The sequence below is a fragment of the Pseudomonas hygromyciniae genome, from assembly GCF_016925675.1.
GTDB lineage: Bacteria > Pseudomonadota > Gammaproteobacteria > Pseudomonadales > Pseudomonadaceae > Aquipseudomonas > Aquipseudomonas hygromyciniae.
This window is the reverse complement of record NZ_CP070506.1, coordinates 2,484,272-2,506,962: the sequence shown is the minus strand read 5'-3', so window position 1 is coordinate 2,506,962 and position 22,691 is coordinate 2,484,272. Positions and strand designations below refer to the sequence as shown.

Annotated in this window: 16 protein-coding genes and 1 pseudogene; 6 read left to right on the top strand and 11 right to left on the bottom strand. The window is 61.2% G+C overall.

Annotation, left to right across the window (positions count from 1 at the left end; genetic code table 11):
* Positions 1-28: 28 nt before the first annotated feature.
* The gene (locus JTY93_RS10895) at positions 29-1,315 is read left to right on the top strand and encodes an MFS transporter (protein ID WP_205477709.1); all 1,287 of its coding nucleotides are present in this window, start codon (positions 29-31) and stop codon (positions 1,313-1,315) included.
* Positions 1,316-1,648: 333 nt separating this feature from the next.
* On the opposite strand, the gene JTY93_RS10890 is transcribed toward JTY93_RS10895, so the two are convergent.
* The 6 genes from JTY93_RS10890 to nosR form a co-directional block, all read right to left on the bottom strand.
* Entirely contained in the window at positions 1,649-2,152 is a 504-nt protein-coding gene (locus JTY93_RS10890) for a nitrous oxide reductase accessory protein NosL (protein WP_205480468.1), read from the bottom strand.
* 25 nt (positions 2,153-2,177) lie between these two features.
* Complete coding sequence (locus tag JTY93_RS10885; protein WP_205480466.1) at positions 2,178-3,008, bottom strand: ABC transporter permease; 831 nt, start codon at positions 3,006-3,008, stop codon at positions 2,178-2,180.
* Positions 3,005-3,916: an ABC transporter ATP-binding protein gene (locus JTY93_RS10880; RefSeq protein ID WP_205480470.1), complete on the bottom strand. Its 912-nt coding sequence runs from the start codon at positions 3,914-3,916 to the stop codon at positions 3,005-3,007. The genes JTY93_RS10885 and JTY93_RS10880 overlap by 4 nt, the downstream gene beginning before the upstream one ends.
* A complete protein-coding gene (locus tag JTY93_RS10875) occupies positions 3,916-5,175 on the bottom strand; it encodes a nitrous oxide reductase family maturation protein NosD (RefSeq protein ID WP_240344655.1) in 1,260 nt (419 codons plus the stop codon). Before JTY93_RS10875 ends, JTY93_RS10880 begins: the two co-directional genes overlap by 1 nt.
* 137 nt (positions 5,176-5,312) lie before the next feature.
* A complete protein-coding gene (gene nosZ / locus JTY93_RS10870) occupies positions 5,313-7,235 on the bottom strand; it encodes a TAT-dependent nitrous-oxide reductase (RefSeq protein ID WP_205480462.1) in 1,923 nt (640 codons plus the stop codon).
* Positions 7,236-7,273: 38 nt separating this feature from the next.
* Positions 7,274-9,454 (bottom strand): transcriptional regulator NosR, encoded by a 2,181-nt coding sequence (gene nosR / locus JTY93_RS10865; protein WP_205480460.1) that lies wholly within the window; start codon positions 9,452-9,454, stop codon positions 7,274-7,276.
* Between the two features lie 223 nt (positions 9,455-9,677).
* On the opposite strand from nosR, the gene JTY93_RS10860 reads away from it, so the two are divergent.
* Positions 9,678-10,469, top strand: a complete 792-nt coding sequence (locus JTY93_RS10860) for a MipA/OmpV family protein (protein ID WP_205480458.1) — start codon at positions 9,678-9,680, stop codon at positions 10,467-10,469.
* A gap of 256 nt (positions 10,470-10,725) precedes the next feature.
* On the opposite strand, the gene JTY93_RS10855 is transcribed toward JTY93_RS10860, so the two are convergent.
* From JTY93_RS10855 to JTY93_RS10845, 3 genes are all read right to left on the bottom strand, one after another.
* Entirely contained in the window at positions 10,726-12,009 is a 1,284-nt protein-coding gene (locus tag JTY93_RS10855; RefSeq protein WP_205480669.1) for an ATP-binding protein, read from the bottom strand.
* Between the two features lie 4 nt (positions 12,010-12,013).
* A complete protein-coding gene (locus tag JTY93_RS10850) occupies positions 12,014-12,721 on the bottom strand; it encodes a winged helix-turn-helix domain-containing protein (protein ID WP_205480670.1) in 708 nt (235 codons plus the stop codon).
* Between the two features lie 149 nt (positions 12,722-12,870).
* On the bottom strand, positions 12,871-13,473 hold the full coding sequence (locus JTY93_RS10845) for a MiaE family protein (RefSeq protein ID WP_029294839.1): 603 nt from the start codon (positions 13,471-13,473) through the stop codon (positions 12,871-12,873).
* Between the two features lie 154 nt (positions 13,474-13,627).
* On the opposite strand from JTY93_RS10845, the gene uspL reads away from it, so the two are divergent.
* Positions 13,628-14,491, top strand: coding sequence for a universal stress protein UspL (gene uspL / locus JTY93_RS10840; RefSeq protein ID WP_205480679.1), 864 nt, complete (start codon positions 13,628-13,630; stop codon positions 14,489-14,491).
* Between the two features lie 251 nt (positions 14,492-14,742).
* Here uspL and JTY93_RS10835 read toward each other — a convergent pair whose 3' ends face one another.
* Positions 14,743-15,213, bottom strand: a complete 471-nt coding sequence (locus JTY93_RS10835; protein ID WP_029294834.1) for a DUF1289 domain-containing protein — start codon at positions 15,211-15,213, stop codon at positions 14,743-14,745.
* 395 nt (positions 15,214-15,608) lie between these two features.
* Between JTY93_RS10835 and acnB the strand changes: the two genes are divergently transcribed.
* Positions 15,609-18,218, top strand: coding sequence for a bifunctional aconitate hydratase 2/2-methylisocitrate dehydratase (acnB, locus tag JTY93_RS10830; protein ID WP_029294832.1), 2,610 nt, complete (start codon positions 15,609-15,611; stop codon positions 18,216-18,218).
* 399 nt (positions 18,219-18,617) lie between these two features.
* Here acnB and JTY93_RS10825 read toward each other — a convergent pair whose 3' ends face one another.
* The gene (locus JTY93_RS10825) at positions 18,618-19,895 is read right to left on the bottom strand and encodes an HAAAP family serine/threonine permease (RefSeq protein WP_205479283.1); all 1,278 of its coding nucleotides are present in this window, start codon (positions 19,893-19,895) and stop codon (positions 18,618-18,620) included.
* 633 nt (positions 19,896-20,528) lie between these two features.
* On the opposite strand from JTY93_RS10825, the pseudogene JTY93_RS10820 reads away from it, so the two are divergent.
* Together JTY93_RS10820 and JTY93_RS10815 are read left to right on the top strand one after the other, a co-directional pair.
* A pseudogene (locus tag JTY93_RS10820) lies at positions 20,529-21,483 on the top strand (2-hydroxyacid dehydrogenase).
* Positions 21,484-21,612: 129 nt separating this feature from the next.
* A complete protein-coding gene (locus JTY93_RS10815) occupies positions 21,613-22,680 on the top strand; it encodes a phosphotransferase family protein (protein ID WP_205479290.1) in 1,068 nt (355 codons plus the stop codon).
* The last annotated feature ends 11 nt before the right edge of the window (positions 22,681-22,691 follow it).

Genomic DNA, 22,691 nt, shown 5'->3' with positions numbered 1-22,691 from the left:
CCCAACTCAATGCCCATGAGACTCACCGATGCCCACGGTCGCCGACCCGGTCCACGCGCTGTACCACAAGATCACCTGGAAGCTGATTCCCTTCCTGTGTTTCTGCTACCTGGCCGCCTATCTGGACCGGATCAACATCGGTTTTGCCAAGTTGCAAATGCAAGACCAGTTGCAGTTCAGCGAAACCGCCTTCGGCCTGGGCGCCGGCCTGTTTTTTGTCGGCTATATCCTGTTTGAAGTGCCGAGCAACCTGATTCTGGAGCGTGTCGGCGCGCGGATCTGGATTGCCCGCATCATGATCACCTGGGGCCTGCTCTCGGCCTGCACGCTGCTGGTCACCTCCACCACCCAGTTCTATGTCCTGCGCTTTTTGCTCGGCGTTGCCGAGGCCGGGTTCCTGCCGGGGGTGTTGTATTACCTGACCACCTGGTTCCCCACCCATCGCCGGGGGCGGGTGATTGCGCTCTTTATGATCGGCCTGCCGCTGTCCAGTGTGATTGGCGGGCCGTTGTCCGGCTGGATCATGAGTCACTTCGACCAACTGGGCGGCCTGCGTGGCTGGCAATGGCTGTTCCTGCTTGAAGCACTGCCCAGCGTGCTGTTGGGAGTGCTGGCGTTTTGGGCGCTGCCCAATACCTATCACCAGGCCAAATGGTTGTCTGGCGCTGAAAAGACCTTGCTGCAACAGCAACTGCACGCCGATGCCAGCCAGGCCAGCCACAGCCCGCGGCGCTTTCGTGATGGGTTCTTCAACCTCAAGGTGTGGATGCTCGGCGGGATCGATTTTTCGATCTTGCTCAGTGCCTATGCCATGGGTTTCTGGATGCCGACCCTGATCCGCAACGCGGGGATCAGCGACACCTTCCATATCGGCCTGCTCACCGCCCTGCCCAGCATCGCCGCGCTGGCCGGCATGCTGCTGATCGGCGCCAGTTCCGACAAATACCGTGAGCGCCGCTGGCACATTATCGTGCCGTTTCTGGTGGGCGCCGTGGCCATGGCCAGCAGCACGTTCTTCACCCATAACGTGGTCGCGACCGTGGCCCTGTTTGCCGTGGCTTCGGCGGCCATCCTTGGCGCGGTGCCGGTGTTTTTCGCCTTGCCGGCGACCTTCCTCACGGGCACCGCAGCGGCTACCGGCTTTGCCCTGGCCTGTTCCCTGGCGAACATCGCCGGGCTGGTCAGTAACTCCTTGATGGGCCTGGCGATAGATATCACCGGCAGCGCCGCCGGGGCCATGTGGTTCTTTGCCGCCAGCTTGCTACTCAGTTGTTTGCTGGTGATTGCCTTGCCGGCGAAGCTGGTCAACCGCTAGGCTGTGGGAGCTGGCTTGCCTGCGATAGCCATAAGTATCTACACAACTTTCAGAAACTGACGAACTCCCCTGTGGCGAGCGGGCTTGTCCCGCGCTGGGCTGCGAAGCAGCCCCAATAAGCCGAATGCGTTGTACCAGATACACCGCAGCGGCTGGTTTTGGGGCTGCTTCGCAGCCCAGCGCGGGACAAGCCCGCTCGCCACAACTGCGCTATCTGCCTGTTGCGGCAAAGTTGTGTAGATACCTATGCTGCGATAGCGGTGTGTCAGCCGCCAGAAATGCTGACTGAACTGCCGCTATCGCGGGCAAGCCCGCTCCCACAGGAGAGCAGCCTCAATGACCGCTATGGGCCATGCCACTCGGCTGCTGCAACAGTGCCAGGTCGATCTCCTCAAAGCGCAACACCCGCCCACCGGTGTCCGCCGCGACTTTCTGTGCCACCGCCTGCTCAGCAAACGAGGCCAGCACCACGCCCATGGCGCCCTTCAACCCGGTGCCGAGCACGTAGTACGCCGTCCTGGCGTCGATCAGATGGGCATCATCCGGGGTGTCCCAATGACTGCGCCCCATGTCATGCACATACAGCTTTGACTGGGCATGATGATTTTCCGGCTGTAACCACCAGCCGAGCATTTCTGCGGTCGAGCAAAACTTCTTCGCCGCGCCCTGCTCCACCACCTCGCCCTTGGGCCCAGGGAATTCGCTGATCACCATGCCGCACACATGGCATTCATCGGCCGGATGAAACGCCACCGGCCCCTCACCTGCGCCCGCCGCCACTGGCTTGTCACACCCGACCAACAGCAGGCTCAACAGCAATACCAACCCGATTTTCATGCTTATCTGCTCCACCAATAAAAACTCAGGCTGCGCGCCGCCCAAACAGCCAATAGGCCCAGGCCAGCGGCCCTGCGACCCATAAAGCCAGGCACAACCACAACACCGCCGTCGGCACTGCCAGGTCGCCCGCCAACGCCATCACGCCCACCGACGCCGGGCCGGTATCGAAGCCCGACAGGTTGATCAGCCGGTACACATCCGCCGGGTTGAACATCAACAACCAGGGCAGCAGCGTCGGGCTGAACTGGCCCTCGCTGATGACCAGCAGCGCCAGCAACGCCAGGTCGAACACCAGGACAAAAAAGAACCACACGCCCAGGGCCAGCCCGGCCGCCGTGGACTTCTCTGCCGAAACGCTGCTCAACACATACGCCAGCCCCAGAAAGCCCCAGCCGAGCAAGGTCGACGTCAGCATGAATCGACCAAAGGCCCAAAGCAGCAGGCTGAACTCGACGTCATCCACCAGCAACGCAATGGCGAGCATGGCGCAACCAAATCCAATAAAGGTCGCCAGGGCCAGGATCAACCCATGCCCCACGAATTTGCCCAGCAGGATCTGCCCGCGCCCCAGGGGATAAGTGAGCAACAGCAGCAAGGTGCCGCTTTCGTCCTCGCCGACAATCGCGTCATAGGCCAGCAACAACGCAATCAACGGCATCAGAAAGGTCGCTAGGCTGGCCAGGCTGGCGATGGTCGCCGGGATCGAGGTGAAGCCCAGTTGCCCGGACGCCGCCGCACCGAGCCAGGCAATGCCGATGGCCAGTACCGCGAACAACAGGCTGATCGCTAACAACCAGCGATTGCGCAGGCCATCGCTGAATTCCTTGCGGGCCATGTTCCAGATCGGCGTCATAGGGCACGCTCCGCAGGGCTGTCCATGTAATGGCGGTACAGGTCTTCCAGGGACGGCACGACGATTTCCACATCACTGGGGTTTTCCTGGTCGAGCAACTGACGCAACAGGTCCAGCTTGTTGCCATTGAACGCAGCCACTTGCAGGCCCTCCGCGCCCCAGCGCCGGGTCACGTGGCCGGCCTCGCTCCAGCGTTTTTGCAAGAGCGCCGCGCGTTGCAGGCCACTGCTGCGGATCAGGGTCGGCAGCCCGGCTTCTTCGCGCAACGCCGCCAGGGTGCCGAGGGCCAGCAGGCGGCCCTGGGTGAGGATCGCGGCGCGGTTGATATGGGCTTCCACGCCCGGCAGCACATGGGAGCAAAGGATGATGCTGGTGCCCTGCCCGCGCAGGCGGTCGAGCAAGCGATACAAATCCTGGGTGGCGATCGGGTCGAGGCCCACGGTGGGCTCGTCCAGCAGCAGCAAGCGTGGTTCGCCAAGCAGCGCCTGGGCCAGGCCGAGGCGCTGGCGCATGCCCTTGGAATAGGTCTTGACCCGCCGCCGCGCCGCCGCTGTCAGGCCAACGTCTTCGAGCAGCGTCGCGACCTGGTTCATCGACGCGCCCTTGAGCCGGGCAAAATGCTGCAAGGTCTCCAGGCCGCTGAGTTGCGGGTAGAAGGTCACGTTTTCCGGTAGATACCCGAGCATCTGCCGCACCTGGGGATCGCTGGGCGCCCGGCCGAACACCCGCACCTGGCCGCTGCTCGCCTGCAACAGACCGAGGATCAGCTTCATGCTGGTAGTCTTGCCCGCGCCGTTATGGCCGAACAGGCCCAGCACCTCTCCGGGCGCCAGGCTCAGGTTGAGGTCATGCAGCACAGTGGCGTGCCCATAACGCTGGGTCACGCCTTGGATTTCGACGACAGGCATCATGCGGGCTCCTTGAGCAGGGAAAGCGTGGGGTCTTTCATCAGCGGATGGCTGTCCATCACCCCCGCCGACTTGATCACCGGAAACGCCCGTTGCACCCAGCGCAGCAACTCGATGCCGGGGCTGTTCATCAACAGGCGCACCTGGGGATACAGCCACAGCAGGCGGTCGACGTTATCGTTGGGTTCGTAGGCCACATCCCCCAGGCCATCGCTGTTGCGGTCCCAGCCCAGGTAGTCGCTCCAGTAATTGCCCCGGCCATCCGCCGACCACTCCTGCAAGCGTGTGGCCACGTACTTGACCTGGCGCTGGTTGCCGACAAAGGCGTTGCCGGCAATCCGGTTGTCTTCGGAGCCGGCCGTGAGGTGAATGCCCACCGCACTGCGCCCGAAGTGGTTGTGTTCGATGCTGTTGAACAGCGAGTTGTAGATAAACAGTGCCTTGCCTTCGGCACCGGTGATCATGGTGTCGCCCGTGGTGCCGTCGCGCACATCGTTGACGACGTTGTCGCGCAGGGTGGAATAGGTGATGTAGTTCATCAGGATCCCGTAGTTCTGGTCCTCTTCGGAGCGATTGCCGATCACCGTCAGCTTGCGGCTTTGCATCAACGCGTAGCCGGTACGGGTGCGGCGGGTGATGTTGTCGAGCACCTGGTTGTCATTGGCGAACATGTAGTGGATGCCATAGCGCAGGTCTTCCAGGGTGTTGCCTTGCAGCAGGTTGCCATTGGAGGTGTCGATGTAGATGCCGTCGCGGGCGTCGCGCACCTGGTTGCCGATCACTCGCGCGCCCTTGACCGCGTACAGGTGGATGCCGTTGCCCCGGTCCTGGGAGCGCAGGGTTGGGTCGCCCTGGATCTGGTTGTCGATCACGCTCACGTCCGCCGTGCCATCGACCCACACGCCAAAACCCTGGCCGCGCATATGGTTGCCCTTGATCAAGGTGCCGTGGGCCTTGGGTTGGATGAAGATCGCCGCGTTCATCGCGGTGAGGTCGTGGCCCCAGTCGAGGAAGGTGCAGCCCTCGACGGTGACGTCGGCAGCGCTGATCAGCAAGCCGTTGCCCAAGCCCTGGCTGTGGATCACCGCACCGGGTTCGCAGGTGAGTTGCAAAGGTTGGTCGATGCTGAAGGAGCCCTGGTAGTCGCCGGCGGGCAGGCGCCAGTGCTGCGGGCCTGCGGCTACCAACGGCAAGTCGGTGATGGGCAGTACAGCGGCGCTGGCGGTGGCCGAAAAAAACAGCCACGCACACCCGATCAATAACGTGCGGGGTCGAGCCACGGAGTATTCCTTTTGATCAAAACAGATCCCCTGTGAGAGCGGGCTTATTGTGGTGAGCGGTCTGTTGTGGCGAGCGGGCTTGCCCCGCTCGCCACACTTTTGGTGGGTGCTCGCCGTTAAGCGCGCTCCACCAACATGCGCCCTACCATCTCCATATGCAGCGCATGGCAGAACCAGCTGCAGTAGTACCAATGCAGCCCCGGCTTGTCGGCGATGAAGGTGATGGAAGACGTTTGCTGCGGGCTGATTTCCATGCTCACGCCATGGTTGGTCATGACAAAGCCGTGGGTCACGTCCTCGATCTGGTCGATGTTGGTAATGGTCACCGTGACCTCATCGCCCTGCTTGACGGTAAATTCGGTGAGGCCGTAAGTCGGCGCCATGGAGGTCATGTACACCCGCACTTTCTTGCCGTCGCGGATCACCTTGTTATCGGTCTCCAGCTTGATGCCGTCCTTGGCGGCGATGGCCACGGTTTCGGCAAAGAACGGGTCGTTGCGCTCCCAGATTTTCTTGGTCTTGATCTGGTCGCGCCGCGCCATTACGCAGTCGTGGGGTTCGGCGAAGGTCGGGCCGTCGTGGACCAGTTTCATTTCATCGCCCGAGATATCGATCAACTGGTCGTTTTCCGGGTGCAACGGGCCGGTGGGCAGGAAGCGGTCCTTGGAGAACTTGCTGAGCACCACCAGCCATTGGCCGTCGGCATCCCGGGTTTCGGTCAACGACGCATGGTTGTGGCCCGGTTGGTAGTGCACATCGAGCTTCTGCTTGATGTAGTTGACCTTCTCGCCGCCATAGGCGCGGATGGCTTCGGCGATGTTCCACTTCACCACCTGGCTGTCGATAAACAGCGTGGTGTAGGCAAAACCCCGACCATCGTAGGTGGTGTGCAACGGGCCCAGACCCAGCTCCGGCTCGCCGACGACCACGCCGCGCGGGTCTTTGATCTTGTCGTTGAACAGGTCGTCGAGCTTGTCGATGGCGATGATGGTGCAGGTCGGCGACAGCTTGCCGTTGGCGATAAAGTATTTGCCGTCCGGCGAGGTGTTGCAGCCATGGGGGTTCTTCGGCACCGGGATATAGCGGGTGAATTCACTGTCCTTGCCATCGTCGCCCTTGCGCCCGTCCACCACCGGCACCTTGACCCCGTCGAGGTTGATGAACTTGCCGGCCTTGATCGCCGCCTCGATGCGCGGAATGTTGAACACCACCACCCAGTCGCGCTCGTTGCGCATCATGCCGCCCAGGTCGGAGGCCTTTTCCGAGTTGTAGCACGTGGCCGCCGCGTATTTCCCGGTGTAGTCCATGTCGGCGTTGTCGAGGTTGCCATCGACGATGACCTGGAAGGCCATTTCCATTTTTTCTGCGTCGATGGCGTTAAACATGGTGAAGCTGTTTTTGTCTTGCAGGTCGAAGGTGTGGCCGTCGTTGGGGTGCGGGATGATGAACTCGGCGTTGCAGAACACGTACTTGGTGTAGGGCACCTTTTGCAGGCGCAGGCCGTGGATCGCCTGGGCGTTGGGCACGGTGACGATCTTGTCGCACTTCATGATGTCCAGGCGGATCCGCGCCACGCGGGTGTTGGCCTTGTCGTTGATAAACAGGTATTTGCCGTCGTAGCGGCCATCGGTGGTGGACAAGTGCGGGTGATGGCAATCACCGTTCTGGTACTTGGCGCCCTCGCCAAGGATGCGCTTGCTCTCGTTGGTCAGGCCCCAGCCGGTGGCCGAATCGACGTTGAATACCGGGATGCGCATCAGCTCACGCATCGACGGCACACCCAGCACCCGCACTTCGCCTTGGTGGCCGCCGCTCCAGAAACCGTAGTACTGGTCCAGCTCACCCGGGCCCACATGGATCTTCGACTTCGCTTCCTTGGCCGCCGCCGCAAAGGACTCGCGGGTAAACACCGTACCGCCGATGGCCGAGGCGCCTGCCAGCACCGCGCCGGTCACGGCACCGGTGCCGAGGAAACCACGCCGGCTCATGCCTTCGGGTTGCGCAGTAGCCCCGGTTTTTTTCGATTCGCTGTCGTTCATGATGTGCTCCAGAGGGGAAAAGTGGGTGCCCAAGGCCGTCATTCAGGCACCGCCACCTGCACCACCGGGATCAATTGCCCAGGGGTGGGTGCGGCCTTGTTGCGTTTCTTGCGCTTGTTGATCAGTGGCGGGCATTTATGGTCGTTGTGCCAGGTCATCTGGCAATCGAGGCAGTAGTGGCATTCATTGGCGTTGATATGGCCGTCGGGATGGATCGCCTGGATCTCGCATTCCTTGGCGCACAACTGGCACGGATCGCCACATTCCTTGCGGCGCTTGAGCCAGTCGAACAGGCGGAACTTGCTGGGGATCGCCAGTGCGGCGCCCAGCGGGCAGACATAGCGGCAATAGACCTTGCGCGTGAAAACGTTGATCACCAGCAGCCCCAAGGCATAGGCCACGAACCACCATTGGCGGTCGAAATGCAGGGTGATGGCGGTCTTGAACGGTTCCACTTCGGCAAACCGTTCGGCAGTGGCCATCGACTCCAGGGACAGGCCAAACAACCCCAGCAGGATCAGGTACTTGATCGCCCACAGCCGCTCGTGCACGGCAAACGGCAGTTCGAACTGGCGCACCTTGAGCTTGCGCGCCGCCTCGTTGATCAACTCCTGCAGCGCCCCGAACGGGCACAACCAACCACAGAACACTCCACGCCCCCACAGCAGGATGCTGGCGGCGGTGAATACCCAGAGCATGAAGATCAGCGGATCGGAGAGGAACAGCTCCCAGCGGAACTGCTGGAACAGCGCATGCACAAAGGTCAGCACATTGACCACCGACAACTGCCCCAGGGCGTACCAGCCGATAAACACCACGGTAAACAGCAGATAACCGCGACGCACCCAGTGCAGCAGACGCGGGCGCCGGGCCAGGCTGTCCTGCATAAACAGAATCACCGTCAGCAGTACCAGCGCGGCGCCCAGCACCAGGACTTGCACCTGTTTCTGGTACCAGATCGTCAGCCACATCGGCCGGTTGGCTTCGTCGATGGCGGCCTGTTCGGCGGCGGTCGGCAACGGGCGCTCCAGATACGCCTCGGGCATCTGGTAGGGCAATTCAAAGCTGGTGAAGGTGCCGCTGACCGGGCCGGTCTGGCGCCGCACCAACAACTCCAGGGTCCACGCCGAGCCTGGGTCGAACGCGGCCTGGGGGCGCACGATAAACACCGACATTTCCTCGAACTCGGGCATGCCCTCGGCGAACACGTCATACAGACGCTGGTGGTCCATATCGCGGAAGCTGATGACGTTGCCGAACTGACGCAACTGCACCCGATCAAAAATCCCACCGCGCACGTAACCCGAGCCCTTGAACGAAAACAAACCACGGCCCAGCACCGCAATGGCCTGCTCGCCGGGCTTGAGGCCCTGCATCAGCACCCGGTATTGCGCCTCGCCCAACAGGTTGCGGCCGATGGACGGCGCGTTGAGATCCGCCACATACAAGTCGATAAAGGTCTCGTCTGCCTGCCCCGGCCCCGCCACTTCCACACCTTCGGCGTCGGTGCCCTTGAAGGCATCGTCCACTTGGCCGCGTGTCAGGTGCAGGCGGCGCACTGCGCCATTGCCGGTCAATTGCGCCCAACTGGCAGGCTCGAACAGGTCGGCGCGCACTAGTGCGACTTTCTGCGCCGTGCGGGCCGTGTCCTCGATCAGCTTGAGCGACACCGCCACTTCATGGGCCGCACGCATAATCACTTCATTGACCACCATGGCCGTAACGGTGGCACCGGCCACCGCATCCACGGTCACCGCCTGGCTGTCGCTGGAGCGCCCCACCACCACCCGTTGCTTGACGTTGATCCCGCTGTAGCGCGCGGTGAAGTCATGCAACTTGGCCTCGGGAATGCCGATCAGCAGGATCGGCTCGTGGTGCTCCAGCACATAGGCATCACGGATCACCCCGGCCGGGTCGAGGATCACCTGGGTGTTGATCGGTTTGCCGGAATACGCCGGAATATCCACCACATCCAGGCTCTGGAACACATAGCCGATCACCGCACCGTTGGCCGACAGCGTGCGCACCTTGAACTTACCTTCAGGGGCGGAAATGGCGTCTGTCTGGGGGAAAATCTTGTCGATGCGCTGCTGTTCAATAGCGCCGTAGGACTTGGCCTGGGCCGGGCCCACCAGACTGAACAGTAAAACCAGAACAACCAACCAGGTGACGGGACTTGCCGCCAGGGTAGCGAGGGTCGAGGGCTTGGGGCGGTTCATGGGCTCACTGACTTCAACGGCCGGGATATGCAGCCGATGGTAGGTGGCAGGTGGCCATTGAGCCCTTGATTGAAATCAAGTCTGGGGGCGGTGCGGCGTTTGGGCGCTGGGCAGGCAGCCCAGGGGTTTAACAGTCTTTGACAGTTTTTCGACAAAGCTGTCAAAGACCCCTGCCCACGCCTTCCCTAGGATTCGAGCCTCCCATGGAACGACGAAGGCCATTATGCGTTCAAGAACGATCTACCTCGCTGCCACCTCTGTGTGCCTGCTCACCTGCACCCAACTGTCAGTCGCCACCGACTGGCAATACAGCCTGCAAGCCGGGGCGGCCAACCTGCCGCGCTACAGCGGCAGCAATGAACGGATGACCGCGCCATTGCTGGGCGCAAACGTCGTCAGCCCATGGGGGATTTTTCTCGATACCAACAAGGGGCTGGGCTGGGGTTATGAGGATGACCAGCTCAGTTTCAGCGCCTATGTCGGCGCCAGCACCGCGCGCAAGGACCAGAAGAAAAGCACCCACCTGGGTTCCGACCGGCTCAAGGGCATGGGCGACATCAAGTCGCGGCCACAGTTTGGGGTGAGTGCCAGCTATACCCTAGGCAGCGCGATCCTGAGCGCGACCCTGGAACATGCCTTGGAGCAAGACGATAAAAAAGACAGCGGCAAGGCCTTCACCTCATTGGAATTGAGCATCGGCACCAACCTGTATGACGGCGACTACGGCACCGTGGACGCCAGCCTCAACAGCCGCTTTGGCGATAGCAACTATGTACAGACCTGGTATGGCGTGACCAGCGGCCAAGCCCAGCGCAGCCGCTTTCGCGCGTATGACGCCAAGGGTGGAATGGTCAGCCGGGGGCTGAACCTCGATTGGAGCGTGCCCCTGGGCGAGCACACCACATTCTCGACTTTGCTGGATGTGCAGTACTTGTCGGGTGACGCGGGCAAAAGCCCGATTGTGGAGCGCAGGATGCAGACTTCGGTGATGGGTGTGCTGAACTACACCTTCTGACGATTTGCCTGTGGTGAGCGGGATGTTTTGACAAGTGGGTGGCTGTGGGGAGTGCGCTGTTGTGGCGAGCGGGCTTGCCCGCGCTGGGCTGCGGAGCAGCCCCAATAAGTCCGCGCGTCTCTTCAGACATACCGCGGTGGCCGGGTTTGGGGCTGCTCCGCAGCCCAGCGCGAGGGCAAGCCCGCTCGCCACAACAGCCCTCTCTCCACAACAGCTCACTTGCCACAACAGCCCGCTCGCCACTACAGGTACAAATCTACAGTTCGGTGTAGGCCCAAGTCATGCGGAACGACGCCCCGCCCCACTGCGAGTCCAGCACCTGCACCTGCCCGCCATGCCACTGGCTGACCCGCTGGACCAGCGCCAGGCCCAGGCCAAAGCCGCCGGTGCGGCGGTCGCGGCTGGCGTCCAGGCGCATAAACGGCTGGAAGATTTTCTCCCGGCCATCCTCAGGTACGCCGGGGCCGTCATCGCAGACGCGTACCTCATAGCCACTGCCGAATTTGACCAGCGACACCTCCACCCGATGCTCAGCGTAACGAATGGCATTGCGCAGCAGGTTGATCACAGCGCGCGCCATAAACCGTGGCTCAATCTGGATGAACTCCACTTCACAGGTGCGCAGTGACAACTGCACGCCTTCCGCTTCCGCTTCCAGGGCGACGCTGCCGATCACACTGTCGAGCCAGCTTTGGGCCTCGATGTTCTCGCGAGTGACCTGTGTGGCACCACGCTCAAGGCTGGCGTAGGTCAACAGCTCGGAAACCATGTCTTCCAGCTCGCCAAGGTCGGCGTACATGTCGCCAATCAGCGCGCGGCTCTGGCGCGGGTCCGCTTCCTGCTTGAGTTGATCGAGTTCAAACGACAAGCGCGCAATCGGTGTGCGCAATTCATGGGACACCGCGTTGGTCAGCTCACGCTGGTTGGCGATCAAGTGCTCGATGCGTTCGGCCATCTGGTTGAAGTGCCCGGCCAACTCACGCACGGTGGAGCGACGCGGCAACAGGATGCGCGAGCCCAAGTCATTGTCACCAAAACGCTGGGCCGCCAGGCGGATGTGCTCAAGGTCACGCCAGTGCGGGCGCACCCAGAAATACAGGACGATGGCCAGGCACAGGCCCAACAGGCTATAGGCCCACAGGTACAGCCAGCGTGGTTCCACCGGTAGCTTGATCTCAAGCAGTTGCGCGCCGCCGTCGATTTCAGTGATGAACTCCATGAAGTCGCCGCGCACCACCAACTTGCCATCAGCCAGCAACTGTTGCTCGCGGGGGTCAAGACCGGCTGCGTCGCGGTCAATAAACCCCAGGCGCAAGCCATAGTGCTTTTGCAGCTCGGCCAGCCGCGCCTCGCGGGCCGGCCCGGGCGGCAATGGACGCAACTGCTCCACCAGGCCGTAGGCCGGGCCGCGCATGGCTTCACGGTTGTAGGTTTCGTTGGCTTCGGGCAGCAATTCGTCAAAGGTGTAGTTCACCAGCCAGATCGCCCCCGCCAACCCCAGGGCCAGGATGATGTACAGGCGCAGAAACAGGCGCAGCATCGGGCTAGACCTCCCAGGCAAACGGATTGAACAAGTAGCCCTTGCCCCAGATGGTCTTGATGCACACCGGCTCTCGGGGGTTGTCGTTGAGTTTGCTGCGCAGCTTGCTGATATACACATCGACACTGCGGTTGAGCCCATCGAAGGCAATCCCGCGCATGCGGTTGAGGATATCGTCGCGCGAGAGGATCTTCCCCGCACTGCTGGCCAGCAACCACAGCAGCTCGAACTCCATGGTGGTCAGGTCGATCTTCTCATCACCCAGGCTCACGCCCCGGCAACTACGGTCAATCGCCAGTTGGCCGAACGCCAGCGAGCCGCGCACCGTCGGCTCCGGCAGATGGCGGCGCTGCAAGGCTCGAAGACGTGCCAGCAGTACCGGCGGCTTGATCGGTTTGATCACGTAGTCATCGGCGCCGGATTCCAGGCCGAGGATATGGTCCAGGTCATCCTCCTTGGCGGTGAGGATCACGATGGGTGTGTCAGACACATTGCGGATCTCGCGACACACATGCAGGCCGCTCTGGCCCGGCAGCATCAGGTCGAGCACGACGATCTTCGGCTTGAAGGCCAGGAACGCCGCCACGGCCTCATCGCCCCGGTGAACCACGCGCACTTCAAAGCCATGCTGTGCCAGGAAATGCGCGATCAGCCCTGCCAGCTTCTCATCGTCCTCAACGAGCAGGACCTTGCCCAGACCCAGGTTTTCCATAAGTTTCCACTGCGCGCGCCGATTGAAGTGCGCGCATTATAGTGGGCAACCGCGCTCCAAAAGCGCATGCAAAGCCCCTTACAGCGAGGCTTCGACGCAAACTTCATGTTTTTAAGAGTTTTTTACAAATAGCCCGCAGTCTTTCACGCTCAGGCCGGTACGCCGCTGTGGAAACGGAACTCGACGTCCGGTGATTCGATCAGTTCCTGCTCGGCGGCGCGCACCCGCTCGATCACCTGCGCCACATCCTTGGCATCGCCGTACTGATAGGCCAGCTTCAGATAGCCCTGGAAGTGTCGCGCCTCGCTTTTCAGCAGGCCAAAGTAGAACTTGCCGAGTTCCTCGTCCAAATGCGGCACCAGTGCTTCGAAACGCTCGCAACTGCGCGCTTCGATAAAAGCGCCCACCACCAGGGTGTCCACCAGCTTGACCGGCTCGTGGCTGCGCACCACCTTGCGTAAACCCGAGGCATAGCGGCTGGCATGCAGCTGACGCAGTTCGATCTTGCGCTTTTTCATCAGGCGCATGACCTGCTCGTGATGCACCAGCTCTTCGCGGGCCAGGCGCGACATCATGTTGATCAGGTCGACATGGGAGTGGTACTTGGCAATCAGGCTCAATGCAGTGCTGGCGGCCTTGAACTCACAGTTCTTGTGGTCGATCAGCAGGGTTTCCTGGTCGGCCAGTGCGGCCTGGACCCAGGCATCGGGGGTGCGGCAACCGAGGAATTCATGGATTTCGGGCAGGTTCATCGGGCTCACGGGCAAAGGATCACAAAAGGCCGCCGATTATACCGACCCGGCTGCAGACCACCAGTCACGGGCCTTGATGTGCATCAACATGCCGCACGCCAGGCAACAACTATAGTTGTTCCAAGCCCTGTCCTTCCCCTTGGAGATCCCGCTCATGAACGAAATTGGCAAAATCCTCGTGATCATCGAGCCCGAACACTCGGAGAGTCTGGCCCTCAAGCGCGCCAAGCTGATCGCCGAGGTGACCGACGCACACCTGCATTTACTGGTGTGCGATAAAAAACATGAGCATTCGGCATTGTTGAGCTTGCTGAAGGAACAACTGTTGGCAGACGGCTACAAGGTCAGTACCGAACAGGCATGGAGCAACAACCGGCACGAAACCATCATCGACGTGCAGCAAGCCGAAGGCTGCGCACTGGTGATCAAGCAACACTACCCCGACAGCCCGCTGAAAAAGGCCCTGCTGACGCCGGATGATTGGAAGCTGCTGCGCTTGTGCCCGGCGGCAGTGCTGTTGGTCAAGACCGCGACCCCATGGACCGATGGGGTGATCCTCGCGGCCATCGACGTGGGTAACCTCGATAACGAGCATAAAGCCCTGCACGCCGCCATTATCGACCATGGTTTTGACATTGCCAGTCTGGCCAAGGGCCAATTGCACGTGATCAGCGCCCATCCATCGCCCATGCTGTCGGCAGCCGATCCGGTGTTCCAACTCAAGGAAACCATCGAGGCCCGCTATCGCGAGCAGTGCAAGGCGTTCCAGGCCAAATTCGACATCGATGACAGCCACCTGCATATCGAAGAAGGCCCGGCCGATGTGCTGATTCCCCATGCCGCCCATAAACTGCGGGCGGCGGTCACGATCATCGGCACCGTGGCGCGCACCGGGATTTCCGGGGCGCTGATCGGCAACACGGCGGAAGTGGTGCTCGATGCGCTGGAGAGCGATGTGCTGGTGCTCAAGCCCCAGAGCATCATCGATCACCTGGAAGAACTGGCCAGCCAGGAATAACCCACATCAAGAGTGTGAGAGCTGGCTTGCCTGCGATGGCGGTGGGTCAGCTGATACAGCTCTGTCTGAACGGACGCCATCGCGGGCAAGCCCGCTCCCACAGGGATCTTTGTCGGGCAGAGTATTTTGGCCACACCACAAATCAAAGGTGGGAGCTGGCTTGCCTGCGATAGCGATGGGTCAGTTGATACATCTCTGCCTGAACGGACGCCATCGCGGGCAAGCCCGCTCCCACATTTTGATCGGTGGCGTCAGCCAGAAAGTGCATCCTTGAGGAAGCCAGGCGCGATGTAACGCTGGTAATGCGCCTCGGACAGGATAAAAAACTCCCGATCAATGGCATCGCGCAGTTCCGGCAGATTCCAGTCGCGAAACTCCGGCATGAGCACCATGCCATAGGCTTCCAGGTTGTTGATCACCCGCGCACCCCGGGCGATCAACTGGTAGGCCCAGCAGTATTCGGACTGGTGCGGCACAAAGCGGATTTTGCGTTGCTCCAGCTGCCAACGCAGCTGTTTGGGGTCGAAGACCTCCAGTTTGCCCGCCATCACCTGCACCAGCAGTTGCTCAAGCCGCAGCCATACGGCGCGTTTTTCTTCCTCGCCATAGCCGTTCCACTGGATCACTTCGTGGTGGAAACGCTTGCAGCCGCGGCACACGAGATCGCCGTAAACCGTGGAGCACAGGCCGATGCAAGGGGTCTTGATGGTTTGGTTGGACATGGGTGGCAGCGCACAAATCAGCGAAACAGTGGCCCATGTTAGCCCTTTGTCTAAGGTTCATCACCCTGCAAACTTGCTGCGGCAACTTACCTTTAGAATTTTTTTGCCGTAGAATCATCCGGCCTTGTAAGGCGCCAAATAATCCGTTGGAAGCTGTTTTCAAAGCGTCACGAGCACAGTCGTTCCTTCAGAACGGTGTTGGCGCTGGTTGTTTACCCTTCAAATAACCAGCACCAACCCTCATCAGCTCCGTTCTGCAGGCGTAAAACTTTGAAAGCAGCTTCTGTGAGAAATGCCGGCAGCGCTGGCTCTACGGCCCAAAAAGCCCTCGAGCGCATGCGTGCCGTGCATGTCTGGATGAGCGTCCCGTGGGACCACTGATGAGGGTAATAACTGTGCTTGAAGCCTACCGCAAACATATCGAAGAGCGTGCAGCCCTGGGTATCGTTCCCCAGCCGCTAAACGCCGAACAAACCGCAGGCCTGGTCGAGCTGCTGAAAAATCCCCCGGCTGGCGAAGAAGAGTTCCTCGTTGACCTGATCACCAACCGCATTCCACCAGGCGTTGACGAAGCGGCCTACGTCAAGGCCGGTTTCCTGTCTGCCCTGGCCAAGGGCGAAGTTTCTTCTCCCCTGATCGACAAAAAACGCGCTGTTGAACTGCTCGGCACCATGCAAGGCGGCTACAACATCGTGACCCTGGTCGAACTGCTGGACGACGCCGAACTGGCCGCCGTTGCAGCTGCCCAGCTCAAGCACACCCTGCTGATGTTCGATGCTTTCCACGACGTCGCGGAAAAAGCCAAGAACGGCAACCAGCACGCCAAGGAAGTGATCCAGTCCTGGGCCGACGGCGAGTGGTTCAAGAACCGCCCGACCCTGGCCGACAAGATCAGCCTGCGCGTATTCAAGGTCACCGGCGAAACCAACACCGACGACCTGTCCCCTGCTCCCGATGCCTGGTCCCGTCCTGACATCCCGCTGCACGCCCTGGCCATGCTGAAAATGGCCCGTGAAGGCATCGTGCCGGACGAGCAAGGCAAGACCGGCCCGATGAAGCAGATCGAAGAAATGCGCGGCCAGGGTTTCCCGATCGCCTACGTCGGTGACGTGGTCGGTACCGGTTCTTCCCGTAAGTCGGCGACCAACTCGGTGCTGTGGTTCTTCGGCGACGACGTCCCGTACGTGCCTAACAAGCGCGCTGGCGGCTTCTGCTTCGGCAGCAAGATCGCTCCAATCTTCTACAACACCATGGAAGATGCTGGCGCACTGCCAATCGAATTCGACGTCACCAACATGCACATGGGCGACGTGATCGACCTGTACCCGCATGCTGGCAAAGTCTGCAAACACGGCACCGATGAAGTCCTGACCACCTTCGAAATGAAGACCCCGGTCCTGTTGGACGAAGTACGTGCCGGCGGCCGTATCCCGCTGATCATCGGCCGTGGCCTGACCGACAAGGCGCGCGCCGAGCTGGGTCTGGGCCCTACCGATCTGTTCAAGCTGCCTGAAGCACCTGTGGACACTGGCAAGGGTTTCACCCTGGCCCAGAAAATGGTCGGCAAGGCTTGCGGCCTGCCAGAAGGCAAAGGCGTTCGCCCAGGTACTTACTGCGAACCGAAGATGACCACCGTCGGCTCCCAGGACACCACCGGTCCAATGACCCGTGATGAACTCAAAGACCTGGCATGCCTGGGCTTCTCCACCGATCTGGTGATGCAGTCCTTCTGCCACACCGCGGCCTATCCAAAGCCGATCGACGTGACCACCCACCACACCCTGCCTGACTTCATCATGACCCGTGGCGGTGTATCGCTGCGTCCAGGCGACGGCATCATCCACAGCTGGCTGAACCGCATGCTGCTGCCAGACACCGTGGGTACCGGTGGTGACTCCCACACCCGTTTCCCGATGGGCATCTCGTTCCCGGCCGGTTCTGGCCTGGTCGCGTTCGCCGCAGCCACTGGCGTAATGCCACTGGACATGCCGGAATCGATCCTGGTGCGCTTCAAAGGCAAAATGAAACCTGGCATAACCCTACGTGACCTGGTTCATGCCATCCCTTACTACGCGATCCAGTCCGGCCTGCTGACCGTTGAGAAGAAAGGCAAGAAAAACGCCTTCTCGGGTCGCATCCTGGAAATCGAAGGTCTGAACGACCTGACGCTGGAGCAGGCTTTCGAGCTGTCCGATGCCTCGGCCGAACGTTCGGCTGCCGGTTGCACCATCAAGCTGTCGAAAGACTCCGTCACCGAGTACCTGAACTCCAACATCACCCTGCTGCGCTGGATGATCGGTGAAGGCTACGGCGATGCGCGCACCCTGGAACGTCGTGCCCAAGCGATGGAAGCCTGGGTTGCCAACCCTGAGCTGATGGAAGCCGATGCCGACGCCGAATACGCCGAAGTCATCGAGATCGACCTGGCCGAAATCAACGAGCCAATCCTCTGCGCGCCAAACGACCCGGACGACGCCCGTCTGCTGTCCAGCGTTGCTGGCGAGAAGATCGACGAAGTGTTCATCGGTTCGTGCATGACCAACATCGGTCACTTCCGCGCTGCCGGTAAGTTGCTGGAGCAGGTCAAGGGTCAGCTGCCAACCCGTCTGTGGCTGTCGCCGCCGACCAAGATGGACGCTCACCAACTGACCGAAGAAGGCTACTACGGCATCTACGGCAAGGCTGGCGCGCGCATGGAAATGCCGGGCTGCTCGCTGTGCATGGGTAACCAGGCACGTGTTGAGCCGAACTCCACTGTAGTGTCGACTTCGACCCGTAACTTCCCGAACCGTCTGGGTGATGGCGCCAACGTCTACCTGGCTTCGGCTGAGCTGGCGGCAGTCGCTTCCACGCTGGGTCGCCTGCCGACCGTCGAAGAGTACATGGGCTACGCGGCGAAACTGGACACCATGGCCAGTGATGTCTACCGCTACCTGAACTTCGACCAGATCGCCGAGTTCCGCAAAATCGCTGCAAGTGCCAACATTCCGGTGGTTCAAGCCTAAGGTCTGCTGACAGAAAAAACGCCGCGTATCGCAAGGTACGCGGCGTTTTTTTATGCCTGGAGAAATGTGGGGCTGTTGTGGCCTCATCGCGGCATCGGTATCTACACAACTTTGCCGCAGCGCATAAATCCAGGCAGATAGCGCAGTTGTGGCGAGCGGGCTTGCCCCGCGCTGGGCTGCGAAGCAGCCCTAAAACCAGCCGCTACGGAGTATCTGATACACCGCATACGGCTTACTGGGGCTGCTTCGCAGCCCAGCGCGGGCGATGCGGCGTTCCGACAAGCCCGCTCGCCACAGGAGAGTTCGTCAGTTTCTGAAAGTTGTGTAGATACCGATGCTCATCGCGGGCAAGCCCGCTCCCACACAAAACCACCTTTTAGCGCTGTACAGCCTTGAGGCTTAGCTCAACAGGGAGTACACCACCGCTGTGATCGCCACCAAACCTACCGCCGTGACAAACACATTGGACGCCTGCCCACGGTATTTGGCCATGGCCGGCACCTTGCGAATCGCGTACATCGGCATCAGGAACAGGATCGAGGCGATGATCGGCCCACCCAGGGCCTCGATCATTCCCAGGATGCTTGGGTTCAAGGTGGCCACGATCCAGCACACCACCAGCATGAAGCCTGCTGTCATGCGGTCCAGGGCCTTGGCACCCGGGCGGCGGCCACTCTTGACGATCAGGCCCTTGAGGCCTTCGCTGGCGCCGATGTAGTGGCCCAGGAACGACTTGGCAATCGCCACGAACGCAATCAATGGCGCAGCAAAGGCGATGGTCGGGTTATCGAAGTGGTTGGCCAGGTAAGACAGGATCGACAGGTTCTGCGCCTTGGCTTCTGCCAGTTGGCTTGGCGACAAGGTCAGCACGCAGCTGAACACGAAGAACAGCACCATCGCCACCATCAACAGGTGGGCGCGGGACAGGATCTGCGAGCTACGCTCTTCGGCGTGGGCGCCGTACTGGCGTTTCTGGTCAACGGCGAAGGCCGAGATGATCGGCGAGTGGTTGAACGAGAACACCATCACCGGAATCGCCAGCCACAGCGTGTGCAGCAGCGCCGACGGTGCCGGCACAGTGCTGGCGGTGCTGAGGATGCCGCCGTTCCAGTGCGGCACCAGATACACCGCCAGAAACAGCAAGGCAACAATAAACGGATACACCATCAGGCTCATGGCCTTGACGATCACCTGCTCGCCACAACGCACCACGGCCAGCAAGCCCAGGATCAGCACGAACGACAGCAGCGCCCGTGGCGGTGGCTCGATGTGCAACTGGTGCGACATGAAACTGCCCACCGTATTGGTCAACGCCACGCTGTAGATCAGCAGGATCGGGAAGATTGCAAAGAAGTACAGCAAGGTGATCAATGCACCGGCCTTGATGCCGAAGTGCTCTTCGACCACCTCGGTGATGTCCGAGCCCGCACGCCCCGACAACACAAAACGGGTCAGGCCACGGTGCGCGTAGTAGGTCATGGGGAACGCCAGCAGCGCGAGGATCAGCAACGGCCAGAAGCCGCCCAGGCCTGCGTTGATGGGCAGAAACAAAGTACCGGCGCCAATCGCCGTGCCGAACAGGCCAAGCATCCAGGTCGTGTCCTGGCGGCTCCAGCCCGTGAGGGTTACAGGTGTCGTTGCGTAGCGTTCATCGACGCTATTGGCCTGATCATTCATCCGCTCGGTTCTCCGCTTTCATACGATCGCGGCGAGTCAGAAAAACCTGACAGGCAGCGCCACGACCGTAACAGGGGGCGCGATTGTCCGGGATTCGCCTGCATAAGCAAAGACTTAGCTGACGAATGCAGCGCAGCCGAGACCTGCCGGGCGCAACTGATCCGAGGTGGTTATATTGCAAGAGTTATTCAGGCGGGAACGTTTGCGGTGCATCCACCACCCACAGGACGCATCGCAGTGCCCGCGCCCCGCGAGGTAACGCGGGCGCGTGGATTCTACTGACCCTTTGTACCTGGAGTGCAAACCATGACCGCAGTACTGCCCAATGTTTACTCGACCTTCTTCAATGCCGGCCTGGTGGTGGACAGCGTCTCGCAACACATCGAGGCTCAAATCAACCAGAACAACGCCCCCCGCGCCCACGCAGCCCGAACTGCCGAGTTTTCCGTTCAATGGCACCGAGTACCGGGCACGACCTTCCAACCCCACCCTGATTCCCACCCCGCGCATCGGTTAAGCCTGCGTAAACAGCGCCGGGCATCTGGTCCGGCGCTTTTTCTGCCTCGCGGCGCCGACGTCGCAGCTAAAATGTGCATACTCTCTTCCATCAAAGCCCTCTGGAAGAGCCCTCCCATGCCCGTTACCGTTCTGGTCCTGGTCGAAACCATCAACGACTACCTGTCGATCATCGAAAGCAACGACTTGCATGTCATCCTCGCCCCTACCCCCAACCGAACGCAGACAAGCAATCGAAACCCATGGCGGGCAGATCCAGGCGGTCCTGACCCGTGGCCCGCTGGGCCTGCATGCCGAGGAAATCGCCGCGCTGCCGTTGCTGGAAATCATCTGCGTGATCGGCGCAGGCTACGAACAGGTTGACCTGCAGGCCGCCAGCAATCGTGGGATCGTGGTGACCAACGGGGCCGGGGTCAATGCGCCGTCGGTGGCGGATCACGCCATGGCGCTGTTGCTTTCGTTGGTACGGGACATTCCACGGGCCGACGCGGCGGTACGGCGCAGTGAATGGCCGAAGGTCATGCGCCCCTCACTTTCGGGCAAGCACCTGGGGATCCTGGGGCTCGGCGCGGTGGGCATGGCGATCGCCAAGCGCGCGGCCCTGGGTTTCGACATGCAGATCAGCTACCACAGCCGCCAGCCCCGCAGCGATGTGGACTACACCTACTGCGCCACGCCGGTGGAGTTGGCACGTACGTCGGACTTCCTGATCATCGCCACGCCTGGCGGCCCCGGCACCCGCCACCTGATCGACCGCCAGGCCCTGGATGCCCTTGGCCCCAATGGCTTTCTGGTCAACATCGCCCGTGGCAGCGTGATCGTCACCGCCGACCTGATCAGCGCCCTCGAACTGCGGCGCATCGGCGGTGCGGCGCTGGATGTGTTCGACGATGAGCCCAACGTACCCGACGCCCTCAAGCGGCTCAACAATACCGTGCTCACCCCGCACGTGGCCGGGCTGTCGCCGGAAGCGGCCCATGACACCGTGCAACGGGTGGCGGACAACCTGATGGAGTACTTCGCCGGGCGCCCGGTACTCACGCCAGTCGCCTTGCCGCCGCCCGAAAAGTGACCGATCAGGCACGCTGATTATCATCCAACACGCTAACCTATTAAGCCGTGCCAGCCTTGTGGCGGGTCGGCTGTGCGCATTAGATTAGCCAATAGTCCAAGGCCTCAAGAATAAGCAGAAGGGATAAGCATGGCGCTCAATGACCAATCCACCCAGATTCGCCCTGGCGAAGAACTGGATGCCAGCCTCATCGACCCCTACCTCAAGGCCCATATCCCTGGCTTGAGCGGCAGCGCCACCATCAGCCAGTTTCCTGGCGGCGCGTCCAACCTGACCTACCTGTTGGAGTACCCCGGCCAGGAGTTCGTCCTGCGCCGCCCGCCCTTTGGCCACAAGGCCAAGTCTGCCCATGACATGGGCCGCGAATTCCGCATCCTCAATCAACTCAAGGACGGCTTCCCCTACTGCCCCAAGGCCTACCTGCACTGCACTGACGAATCGGTGATCGGTGCCGAGTTCTATGTGATGGAGCGGGTCAAGGGCATCATCCTGCGCTCGGACCTGCCGCCGGAGCTGGGTCTGGACGCCGGGCGCACCGAAGCCCTGTGTAAAAGCTTCATCGACAAGTTCGTCGAACTGCACCAAGTGGACTACCACGCCTGCGGCCTGGCCGACCTGGGCAAGCCCGAAGGTTACGTGGCACGCCAGATCAGCGGGTGGAGCGATCGCTACGAAAAAGCCCTGACCCCCGACGCCCCGAAATGGGAAGCCGTGCGCGCCTGGCTCAACGACAAGATGCCGGCCGATCACCCGACTTCCAGCATCGTGCATAACGACTACCGTTTCGACAACGTGATCCTCGACCCCAACAATCCGATGCAGATCATCGGCGTGCTGGACTGGGAACTGACCACCCTCGGCGATCCGCTGATGGACCTGGGCAACAGCCTCGCCTATTGGATCGAAGCCGCCGACCCTGCGCCCGTGCAACTGATGCGCCGCCAGCCGAGCAACGCGCCCGGCATGCTCACCCGCCGCCAGTTTGTCGATTATTACGCCGAGCGCTCAGGCATCCAGATCGACAATTTCGACTTCTACTACACCTACGGCCTGTTTCGCCTGGCTGGCATCGTGCAACAGATCTACTACCGCTTCTTCCATGGCCAGACCCAGGACAAACGCTTTGCGCAGTTCATCCAGATGAACAAGCTGCTGGAGCAGATGAGCCTGAACGTGATCAACAAATCCACCCTTTGACCGACAAGGAA